An 8,693-nucleotide genomic window follows, 5' to 3' on the forward strand; every position below is an offset into this window, starting at 1 on the left:
GCGGCGAGTTGCGTGGAGAGCGCGCTGGCGAGCTGGCCTCGGGCGACCAGATCGCCGTTGGCGCTGACCAGGGGCCCCTGCTCGGGCAGGACCATGCGGCCGGCGACGAGGCCGACCACCAGCGAGGCGGCGATGGCGGCCCAGGGCGCGAGGCTGCCCGCGCCGGGCCGGCCACGGTCGTTGGCGGCGGCGGCGACCGCCAGCAACTGCGGCGGGATCGGCTCGCCCAGCACCGGAGCGTAGGCGCCGTTCACCCGGCTGGCGAGCGCCCGATGGCGGGCCACCTCGGCGGCCAGCGCGGGATCGGCGGCGATCTCGGCTTCGAAGCGGGCTCGCGCGGGGCCGGTCAGCTCGCCGTCCACATAGGCGATGATCATCGCCAGCCGACCATTTGGCCGATCGTCTTGGGGCGAGGTCATGCCGCGTCTCCATCCAGCTCGGCCAGCAAGGCCATGCGGCCGCGCACCAGGCGGCTGGTCAGCGTGCCCTGCGGCACCTCCAGCACCTCGGCGGCCTCCTTGTAGGAAAGCCCCTCCACCAGCACGAGGGCGACGGCCAGCCGCTGCTCGTCGGGCAGCCGGCTCATGGCCTTCTCCACGTCCGAGGCGGCGAGCCGGGCTTCCATGGCCGCGGCGCCGTCGAGGCCTATGGTCTCGCCCTGCTCTTCCGGGGCGAACACCTTGCCGCGGCGGCTGCGGCTGCGGCTTTCATCGATCCAGGCGTTCTTCATGATACGAAACATCCAACTGTCGAGGCGGGTCCCGGGCCGCCACTGGTCCTGATGGATCAGCGCGCGCTCGACGGTCGACTGCACCAGGTCGTCCGCATCCGTGAGATCGCGCGCCAGCACCCGGGCAAGCCGGCGCAGGCGGGGAAGCAGATCGACGATCTGGCGCTGTAGTCCGTGCAAGGATCAGCCTTCGTCTGGGGATGAAACGTCCGGCCTGCAGCGTTTCATCCATAAGCTTTAGGAATTGCAATGCGCTAAGCTGCCAGAGCCTCGCCATTGCGCGTTAGTGAGATGAGATGGCCCCCCGCCTGGTTCCCCGACTGCTGATCCTCGCCGCGAGCCTCGCGGCGGTGCTTAGCATGGGAATCGCCTGGCCGGGCCGGGCGGAAGACGGCCACGGCGGCCGCGGGCCGAGCGTGCCCGGCCTGCCCTCGACCCCCGGGGTCGGGGGCGGCGGCGCGACGCCGGGCGGCTCGATCGGCGGCGGGATCAGCGGCGGTGTCGGCGGTCCCAGCGGCGGCCTGGGCGGCGGCTCGCATTCCGGCGGCGGCGGGGGCGGCGACGGCGGCGGGATGTCCCCCCTGTCGCCCAATGCCGACGGCGGGCGCCACGATTTCAATAGCCGCGGCGGCGGTTCGGACCTGACGTCGGGCCGTTCCGGCCGCGGCGACCTGCCGAACGTCCAGCGCGTGGAAGGCCGCGGACGCGATGCGCTGAACGACGTCGAGCACGGCGGCCACGACGGCCGCGGACGCGACGGCGACGGGATCAGCAGCGACGTGAAGGCGGTGGCGGTCGACGTCCTGCCCACCGTCTCTGTGCTCACCCAGGCCCGCCAACAACAGGCGCGCGACCTGCTCGTCCAGCACCGCGACGTGGTGGAAGCCGACAACTATGGCCGACCGGTGGTGCGCGGCGAGATCGTGGCGCTGGCCCCCTCGCCCACCGTCCTGGCGCAGGCCCAGAAGGCGGGCTTCCGCGTGCGGACGTCGGAGGCGATCCCGGAGCTTGGCGTGGAGAGCGTGGTGCTGCTGGGCCCCCGCGGCGTCAGCGCGGTCGAGGCGCTGCGCCGCCTGCGCGCGATCGATCCCGCCGGTCAGTTCGACTTCAACCACCTCTACCAGCAAGGTGGCGTGGTGTCCGGACACGCCACGACCGCGCAGGCGGTCTCGGCGGTCGCGGCGAGCCCTGAAGAACCGGCGCGCGGCGTGAAGATCGGCCTGGTGGACGGGGCGGTGGCCAGGGCGCAGCCGGCATTGTCGGGCGCTCAGCTGGTGCAGAAGGCCTTTGCGCCCGGCGCAACGCGGGTCACGGCGCACGCCACGGCGGTCGCCTCCCTGCTGGCCGGCCGCGCGGGCCGTTTCCGAGGCGCCGCGCCGGGCGCGACCCTCTTCGTGGCCGACGTCTATGGCTCGACGCCCACCGGCGGCTCTGCGGACGCCATCGTGCGCGCCCTGGGCTGGCTGGCCCAGGCGGGCGTGCCGGTGATCAACATCAGCCTGGTGGGCCCGCCCAACCTGTTGCTGGAGGCCGCGGTGAAGGCCCTGGTCAGCCGCGGCAGGCTGGTGGTGGCCGCGGTCGGCAACGACGGCCCCGCCGCCCCGCCGCTCTATCCGGCCGCCTACCCCGGCGTGGTGGCGGTGACCGGCGTCGACAGCCACCGGCGGCTGCTGCCGGAGGCCAGCCGCGGCCTGCATGTGGATTTCGCCGCGCCCGGCTCGGAAATGGCCGCGGCCGGCGTGGACGGCGGCTTCGTCTCGGTGCGCGGCACCTCCTTCGCCGCCCCGATCGCCGCGGGCCTGCTGGCGCGCTACCTCACCAAGCCCAATCCGGCCGGGGCGCAGCGGGCGGTGAACGCGCTGGGCCGCCAGGCGCTGGAGATCGGCACGCGGGCCCACGACCCGCTCTACGGCCGCGGCCTGGTGGGCTGGGAGCTGCGCACCCCGCCCGCCGACGTACAGGCGAAATTCGCGCTCCGCGGACCTTAACCGCAAACATTTCCGCAGCTTGCGGATGAATCCAGTCGGCGTCGTCGTTGGGTGTGACTGGAGCCCAAGCCCCCAGCCTATCGGCTCCCCGCGCCGTCAGCCCCGACGACCCGCGACCACGCTGGGATGAGCAGCGACCGGCTGTGGAGAGGTCTGCAAGACCTGCCGGGCGCGCGCCCAAGCGGGAGGGCCGCCGGACTCCGGCGGCCCTTTTCCGTTCGAGCGGCGCGTAGGACGTCCTAGAAACTCACGCAGGCCGGCGGGGTGACCAGCAGGTCCGAGTCCTGATTGAAGCGGACCTTGTAGGCGGCCTTCACGGCGTCGAGCCTGGCCTGGGCGTCGCCATCCTTGGGCAGGACGATCAGCACCACCTTGGCGGCCTCGCGGATGCGCCGGTTTTCCTCGCCCTTCCACTGGCCGCCGCCGTCGAGCACGGTCAGGCCGTCGGGGAAGCGGGTGGTCAGCTCCTCGTTGACGAAGCGGCGGAAGTCGCGGTCGTTGAGCCGCGGCTGGGCGGGATCGTTGCGCCCGAAGAACAGCTGGGCGGTGCGCAGGCGCTCCTGCCCGGCGGGGCAGCCCTGCGGCGCCCGGGTGGCGCATCCGGCCAGCATCACCAGCAACAGGAAGACCGCCCCGGCCCGGATCATGCCCCCACCAGCTCCCGTCCGATGAGGAAGCGGCGGATCTCGTTGGTGCCGGCGCCGATGTCGTAGAGCTTGGCGTCGCGCAGGTAGCGCTCCACCGGATAGTCCTTGGTGTAGCCGGCGCCGCCCAGCGCCTGGATCGCCTCGTTCGCCACCTTCACCGCGTTCTCGCTGGCCATCAGGATGGCGCCGGCCGCGTCGAAGCGGGTGGTGTGGCCGGCGTCGCAGGCGCGCGCCACGGAATAGACGTAGGCGCGGGCCGAGTTGAGGGCGACGTACATGTCGGCGATCTTGCCCTGCATGAGCTGGAAGGAGCCGATCGCCTTGCCGAACTGCTTGCGCTCGCGGACGTAGGGCAGGACCACGTCCATGCAGGCCTGCATGATGCCGATCGGACCGGCCGACAGCACCACCCGCTCATAGTCGAGGCCGCTCATCAACACACCGACGCCGCCGTTCTCCGGGCCCATGACGTTCTCGGCCGGGACCTCGCAGTCCTCGAACACCAGCTCGCCAGTGTCGGAGCCGCGCATGCCCATCTTGTCGAGCTTCTGGCTGACCGAGAACCCCTTCATGGTCTTCTCGATGAGGAAGGCGCTGATGCCGCGGCTCTCGGCCCCCGGATCGGTCTTGGCGTAGACCACGAGCACGTCGGCGTGGGGCGCGTTGGTGATCCAGAACTTGGTCCCGTTGAGGACATAGCCGTTGTCGGTCTTTCGGGCGCTCAGCTTCATGGAGACCACGTCGGAGCCGGAGCCGGCCTCGCTCATGGCCAGGGCGCCGACGTATTCGCCGGAGACCAGCTTCGGCAGGTAGCGCGCCTTCTGAGCCTCGGAGCCCCAGCGGCGAATCTGGTTCACGCAGAGGTTGGAGTGCGCCCCGTAGGACAGCCCCACCGAGGCCGAGGCGCGGGACACCTCCTCCATGGCCACCACATGCTCGAGGTAGCCCAGCCCCAGGCCGCCGTAGGCCTCCTCGACGGTGACGCCGTGCAGGCCGAGCTCGCCCATCTGCGGCCAGAGCTCGCGGGGGAACTGGTTGGTTTCATCGATGCGGGCGGCGAGCGGCGCGATCTTGTCGGCGGCGAAGCGGGCGGTGGTCTCGCGGATGGCGTCCGCGGTCTCGCCCAGCCCGAACTCGAGGGAAGGACCGTGATTGAGGATCATGGGCGCGGCTTAGCATGCGCCGCGCGGGCCCGGAACTAACGGCGGTCGCGGTGATCGCGGTCTGGGCGGCCCATGCGCTGCAGCAGCAGGAAGATCGCCACGCTGAACAGGCCGACGCCGGCGATCCCGGCCAGCCAGCCGACCAGCAGGGGGGTCACCATCCCGCCCACCGCGGCGCTGCGCGCGTTGAGCGCCCAGAAGACGCCGCCGCCGAAGAAGGCCAGGCCGATCACCGCCAGCACGACCAGCGACAGCGGCCCGCCGCGGCTCGCCTGCGGCAGGGGCTGGACCAGGGGGGCGGTGAACTCGAAGGGCGCGGTGTCGTCGATCAGCTTGCGCTCCAGGTTGGGCGCGAAGGCGGCGACCGGCGGGGCATCGTCGTCGACAGGCTCCGCCGCGGCGGTCTCGGCGTCATTGGCCGGCGGCAGGGCGGCGAACAGCTCGCCGCTGGGCGGGCCGTCGGGCTCGGGCGCGAGATCGTGCGACAGCAGGGCGGGCGCCTCGGGCGCGGCCTCGTCCGGCGGCGTCAGTTCGAAGGCGGGCTCGGAGGCGTCCGCGGTCGGCATGACCGGGCTTTCCTCGGCGATGGGTTCAGCCCCGGCGTGGCCGGTCGCCGGGGCGTCCTCGGATTCGGGCGCGGGCTCGGCGAAGATGGTCTGCAGCCGCGCGGCCACCGCTTCGGCGGCCGCCTGGACCGGGCTCAGGCCCTGGTCTTCCGGCGGCACGGGCGGCGGGACGGGCTCGTCGGCGCGCAGGACGCGGATCTCCTCGCCGTCGAGGGTGGCGCTGACCAGGGCCGGAGGCTCGCGCGGGACCAGGCCGTCGGCGTCCGCGTCGAGCAGGGGCTTGAGAATCGGGCTCGGCGCCGCGGGCCAGCCGTCGGGCGGCGTCAGGAACAGGGCCTTCTCGCTGGCGCGGCGGCGCACCAGGGCGTCGATGACGATGCGCTCGCCGCTGAACTCGGCCTTGCGCCACAGCTCCATGGCGCAGGCGGCCTGGATCAGCGCGCCTTCGTTCAGGCGCTTCAGGACGCTCGAGCGGCGGAAGTTCTCCAGGCCGATGTTGAAGACGAAGGAGGCGAGCGCGTCGAACTGGTTGCCGGTGAGCGGGGCGTAGGTCCACTCGTTGATGGCGTGGGTGACGGCGATCAGGTCGTAGAGCAGCAGGGCCTCGGCGTCCTCCTCGGAGACCTCGGCGCCTTCGCGAGCGGTCAGCGTATGGCCATAGCCGATCATCCAGCGGCCATCGGGCAGCTGGGCGGCCTTGCGGCGGTAGCCCTCGAAGCGCGTGATCAGCTCGATGGCGGCCCGCGAGACGCGGTGGCGCGGCTTCATGGCCTCTGACCCAGTTTGACACAGACGCGGATGCGCCCGCTTAGGCCTCGCAAGAGTGAGGCCGCAGCCATCCTTTCCGCCAGCTTTACAACAGGATCAGGGCGGCGATGGCCAGCACGGCGAAGAAGCCCATGAAGTCGGTGAGGAAGGTGATGAAGATCGAAGAGGAGACCGCCGGATCGCGGCCCATCTTCTCGAGGGCGAGCGGAACGAGGATGCCGCCAACCGCGGCGATGAAGATGTTGGACACCAGCGCAAGGCCCACGGTCAGGCCGAGCCGGAAGGTGAACGCAATCTCCTGATGGTAGAACGCGTGGTAGATGAAGGTGACCGCCCCGCCCATGGCCGCGGCCACCACCAGCCCATTCACGATCCCAGCACCCATCTCGCGCCAGAAGATGCGCATGGCGTTGGATGCGTTGAGTTCCCGCGAGGCGAGCGCCCGCACGGCGACGGCCAGGGTCTGGGTGCCGGCGTTGCCGCCGACCGAGGAGACGATGGGCATCAGGACGGCCAGGGCCACGATCTTCTCGATCTCGTGGCTGAAGATCCCGATGGCGCTGACGGCCACGGCCTCGGTGGCGAGGTTCAGCACCAGCCAGAGCAGGCGCGAGCGGACGATCCCGAACACGGTGGCGTCGCGGCCGGCGTCGGACACGCCGGCCAGGGCCAGGATGTCTTCCTCCGACTCCTCCTGGATGACGCCGACGATATCGTCGACGGTGATCTGGCCGACCAGGCGGCCGCCCGGTTCCACGACGGGCGCCGAGATCAGATTGTATTTGTTGAAGATGTAGGCGACTTCTTCCTGGTCCATGTCGACCGGGATTTCCGTCACCTGCTCCATGATCTGGGCGAGCGGGGTGTCGCGCTTGTTGCGCAGCAGATGGCTGACGGGGGCGGCGCCCACCGGCTTGTAGGATGGGTCCACCACATAGACGTCGAAGAACAGTTCGGGCAGCTCGTCGCTTTCCCGGCGCAGGTGGTCGATGGTCTGGCCGACGGTCCAGAACTGCGGGGCGGCCACCACCTCGCGCTGCATCAGGCGACCGGCGCTCTCCTCGGCATAGGCCAGCGTGGTCTCGATGGCCGTCCGCTCGATCTCGGGCATGGCGGCCAGCACCTGGGCGCGCTTGTCCTTCTCGAGGTCGTCGACGACGTCGGCCGCGTCGTCGGAATCCATCTCCTCCAGCGCCTTGGCGAGGGTCGCCGAGGGCAGGTGCTCGAGGATGTCCTCGCGGATCTCGGTGTCGAGCTCGGAGAGCACGTCGCCCAGCGTCTCGGGATCGAGGTGCGGCAGCAGCTCCTCGCGGTCCTTGGCCGAGAGGAAGCCCATCAGGTCGGCCACGTCCTCCGGACGCAGCGCCGAGAGCAGGTCGCGCAGCCGCTCGGTGTCGCCGGCGTCCAGCGCATCGGCGACCATCGGCACATATTCGGGATTGAGCGCGTAGTCCTCGCCAAGGGCGAGGTCTTCCAGGTCTTCTTCCGTCTCGGGATTCTTCGTCAGCTGGGCGAGGTCGTCCGTTTCGCGCGCCATGCGGACCTCCCTACGAGCTTATGACGGACAGGGCTTCCCTAGTGGATTCGATGATCCTGATTCACTGGTGCGGTCGAGAAGACTCGAACTTCCACGGGTTGCCCCACAGCGACCTCAACGCTGCGCGTCTACCAATTCCGCCACGACCGCTCGTGGTGAGGCGCGGGGGTTAGCAAAGGGAGGCGGGTTTGTGAAGCGCGGGCTTCGCCGAAGCCTTTTCTCTACGCGCAACCAGACGCAAGAGCGGCTCCCGTTTTCGCTGGCTGTCGCTCGGTCAGCCGCCGCCGGCCATGAAATCGTAGACGTTGGCCTCACGGGTCACGGCGATGGAGATCTTCTCGTCGTTGATCTGGATCTCGCCGCGGGCCACGGGGTGGTTGTTGGCCAGGATCCAGACCTCTTCATTGACCGTGGTGTCGAGCGGGATCACCGCGCCGCGGCCCATGCGAAGCAGTTGCTGCATGGGGATGCTCGCGCGTCCCAGCACCACCTGGATCTCGACGTTGACCGCGTTGACCTGGCTCACGCGCATACTCCGAAGCGACTCGGACGTGGCCAACGCTTTTGCGCGAAGCACGCCCAGGGGCCACATTGCGCTCAGCATGCTTGACCGGGTGTTAAACTCCGACGCGCCGCCGCGCTTTTCGCGGACGGACGGAAAAGCCGCCGGATGGGCGGTGAGCCGGGCTCCCGTCGCCTATGACGCGGCGGTCGCGGCGATGGAGGCGCGCGCCGCCGCCATCGCCGAGGGCCGCGCGGGCGAGCTGGTCTGGCTGCTGGAACATCCGCCGCTCTACACAGCCGGGGTCTCGGCCAAGCCGGGCGACCTCCTGGAGCCGGGGCGATTCCCGGTGTTCCAGAGCGGCCGCGGCGGCCAGTTCACCTATCATGGGCCGGGCCAGCGGGTGGCCTATGTGATGCTCGACCTCTCCGCCCGCGAGCGCGACGTGCGGGCCTTCGTGGCGGCGCTGGAGGCCTGGCTGATCGGGGCGCTGGCGCGGTTCAGCGTGCGCGGTGAGGTGCGGCCGGGCCGGGTGGGCGTCTGGGTGGAGCGCCGGCAGGCGGGCGCGCCGACCGCTGAGGACAAGATCGCCGCCATCGGGGTGAAGCTGCGCCGCTGGGTGTCCTTCCACGGCGTCTCGCTGAACGTCGAGCCGGACCTGGGGCATTTCTCCGGCATCGTCCCCTGCGGCCAGACCGGGCACGGCGTCACCAGTCTGGTCGACCTCGGCCTGCCGGTGACCATGGACGAGGCCGATGCGGCGCTGATGGCGAGCTTCCGCGAGGTGTTCGG

At 70.8% G+C, this 8,693-nt stretch carries 9 protein-coding genes and 1 tRNA gene; 2 read left to right on the forward strand and 8 right to left on the reverse strand.

Going from position 1 to position 8,693, the window contains the following annotated elements; translation table 11 throughout:
• Both VGT80_RS17555 and VGT80_RS17560 read right to left on the reverse strand, forming a co-directional pair.
• On the reverse strand, window positions 1-419 hold a 419-nt coding region (locus tag VGT80_RS17555), incomplete at its 3' end, for an anti-sigma factor family protein (protein WP_414693924.1).
• Window positions 416-910, reverse strand: a complete 495-nt coding sequence (locus VGT80_RS17560) for an RNA polymerase sigma factor (protein ID WP_327457949.1) — start codon at window positions 908-910, stop codon at window positions 416-418. The genes VGT80_RS17555 and VGT80_RS17560, both read right to left, overlap by 4 nt.
• A gap of 116 nt (window positions 911-1,026) precedes the next feature.
• Between VGT80_RS17560 and VGT80_RS17565 the strand changes: the two genes are divergently transcribed.
• Entirely contained in the window at window positions 1,027-2,718 is a 1,692-nt protein-coding gene (locus VGT80_RS17565; RefSeq protein WP_327457950.1) for a S8 family serine peptidase, read from the forward strand.
• A 239-nt stretch (window positions 2,719-2,957) separates the two neighbouring features.
• Here the strand turns inward: VGT80_RS17565 and VGT80_RS17570 are convergent, their stop codons facing one another.
• The 6 genes from VGT80_RS17570 to VGT80_RS17595 form a co-directional block, all read right to left on the reverse strand.
• Window positions 2,958-3,365 carry a DUF3574 domain-containing protein gene (locus VGT80_RS17570; RefSeq protein ID WP_327457951.1) on the reverse strand — a complete coding sequence of 136 codons (408 nt, stop codon included), beginning with the start codon at window positions 3,363-3,365 and terminating at the stop codon, window positions 2,958-2,960.
• A complete protein-coding gene (locus tag VGT80_RS17575) occupies window positions 3,362-4,528 on the reverse strand; it encodes an isovaleryl-CoA dehydrogenase (RefSeq protein ID WP_327457952.1) in 1,167 nt (388 codons plus the stop codon). The genes VGT80_RS17570 and VGT80_RS17575 overlap by 4 nt, the downstream gene beginning before the upstream one ends.
• 35 nt (window positions 4,529-4,563) lie before the next feature.
• Window positions 4,564-5,862, reverse strand: coding sequence for a lysozyme (locus tag VGT80_RS17580; protein WP_327457953.1), 1,299 nt, complete (start codon window positions 5,860-5,862; stop codon window positions 4,564-4,566).
• A gap of 85 nt (window positions 5,863-5,947) precedes the next feature.
• Entirely contained in the window at window positions 5,948-7,399 is a 1,452-nt protein-coding gene (mgtE, locus tag VGT80_RS17585) for a magnesium transporter (protein WP_327457954.1), read from the reverse strand.
• A gap of 65 nt (window positions 7,400-7,464) precedes the next feature.
• Window positions 7,465-7,549 (reverse strand) — tRNA-Leu (locus VGT80_RS17590).
• A 124-nt stretch (window positions 7,550-7,673) separates the two neighbouring features.
• Entirely contained in the window at window positions 7,674-7,931 is a 258-nt protein-coding gene (locus VGT80_RS17595) for a FliM/FliN family flagellar motor switch protein (protein ID WP_414693925.1), read from the reverse strand.
• 70 nt (window positions 7,932-8,001) lie between these two features.
• Between VGT80_RS17595 and lipB the strand changes: the two genes are divergently transcribed.
• Window positions 8,002-8,693, forward strand: a 692-nt coding sequence (gene lipB, locus VGT80_RS17600; protein ID WP_327457956.1) for a lipoyl(octanoyl) transferase LipB, incomplete at its 3' end; no start/stop codon positions are given.

The sequence above is a fragment of the Phenylobacterium sp. genome, from assembly GCF_035944335.1.
In the GTDB taxonomy this organism is placed as follows: domain Bacteria; phylum Pseudomonadota; class Alphaproteobacteria; order Caulobacterales; family Caulobacteraceae; genus Phenylobacterium.